The following is a 1,756-nucleotide window of genomic DNA, read 5'->3' as shown; positions in this document are numbered from 1 at the left end:
TTGCCTTTAAGGTCATCGGGGTGTGGTAGGTATGCTGTAGGCAGCTCTTGCTCTCCGTCGCTAACTTTTTCGAGCTTGATATCATACACCTCTAACACGCTCCCTGTTGTCATGTAAAAATCAACACCTACCACTCCAGCTTCAGACGCTTTATAGACACAATACATATCAAGAGGTGTAGTTGTAGCATCTACCTTATATGTGTTACTCTTTTTTATTGCGTCACCATTACCAAACTCATTTACGTAAGCCTTACCAGATGCAATCCGTATCTTAGCACTCATGACATATACGTTACTGCTACTTTTATCGCTCGGGTCTCTAGGCATCACAAGAAATGCATACATCCCCCCTCTTGCGTTGTAATCATCTGTACACCCGTTCCCCGCTGTAACTACGATTTTACCGCCGTCTTTCGCCGTTATTGTATACTCCCCTTTTGTTCCCCCTGGTCTCCAAATCCACGCTTTATCCTCAATGCGTTTGTACGTTAGCAAGTTCTCACGCACCCGCAGACCCATGTCACCCTTTTGCCCCGTCACGCATATTGGGCTAGTGATAGTGTCATCCCCTATGGTGTACTTGATAACCGACCTTGTCCATATCCATTTGCCGTCGGTAGGTGTTGGTGCTGTATTACTCCAGCTACCGCCCTGTAGCGACGTCATACTAGTAGAGTGGTAGTACTGCTCCGTTATGCTCACTATGCTACGTCCATCCGCTCCAGCTATGCAGGTAACGCCCTTTATATCTGTAGTGCCGTCCTTGAGCGTTGTCTTCGTGCGCTGCCACATGTATTTGCCTGCCTGAGGTGCTGGTGCCAACGTTTGCCAACCTCTCGTAGGCTCCCGTGTCATGCTAGAGGATAGCGCAAACTCAACGTCAACGGACGCAACCAATTTGCCGTCTAGTCGCTTTGCTTCTGCCACGGCATCATCGTACGCCTTTTGAGCTGCCGCTATGCGTGCTTTCTCCTCTGCCGTTATCTTGCCATCTGCGTACGCCTTCGCGTTCTCCTCTGCCAGCTTAGCACGCGCCTGAGACACAGCAATAGCATTGCGCTCCGCTGCTGTTACTTTGCCGTCTGCGTATGCTTCTTGCTGTGTCTTGAGTAACTTGTCTTGAGCTTCTGCATGCTTCTTAGCTGTTTCCAACGCCTTGTTAACTGCATCAATTCTTGCTCGCTCCTCGGCTGTCACAATGCCATCTGCATGCGCTTCAGCCTTAACACGCTCAGATTCTGCCTGAGCATTGGCATAGGCTTCCCACGCTCTTTTGCTAGCCTCTTCGCTTTTCTTGAGCTGTGTTGTACCAATGTACCGTACCTTGTCCACCCAGTGGCTTTCAATAAATGCACTACTTCCCTGCTTAGCGAATAGCATCGTCCCCGCCTCGTACGAAATTCCATTGAGTGCCTGCGAGGACTCCAATACCCATGTATCCCCCTCCTCATACTTTGTTGGCTTCACAAGGTAGGTGGTACTCTTTCCGTCGGCGGTGCTTTGTGCCTTTTGAGCTTGTGCGAGGGCTTGTGATACAAGGGTGTCGTGGATTGGTTGCCACGTGTAGTGGGTGGTGTATCGCCACGACTTCCCCATATACTCCCCACTCGTGTCGGTGCTTGTGTAGGTGTCGCCTATGTGGCGAGCTTTGGCGGTGTTGCCCTGCCACTCGCTCTCGGGTAGCTTATTGGGGGCTGGGGCACCAGGGTAGAACCAATTGCTCACCTCTCCATCCACTTGCTCTTGTAGGTTGC

The 1,756-nt window shown here is 50.8% G+C and carries 1 protein-coding gene; it reads right to left on the bottom strand.

Going from position 1 to position 1,756, the window contains the following annotated elements; genetic code table 11:
• Positions 1 to 1,756, bottom strand: a 1,756-nt coding sequence (locus tag A3GG_RS13585) for a cell envelope integrity TolA family protein (protein WP_033408136.1), incomplete at both ends; no start/stop codon positions are given.

Origin of the sequence: Porphyromonas levii DSM 23370 (genome assembly GCF_000379925.1) — a bacterium.
Taxonomy (GTDB): domain Bacteria; phylum Bacteroidota; class Bacteroidia; order Bacteroidales; family Porphyromonadaceae; genus Porphyromonas_A; species Porphyromonas_A levii.
The sequence above is the reverse complement of the archived record's forward strand: the minus strand, read 5'-3'. Positions and strand labels throughout refer to the sequence as shown.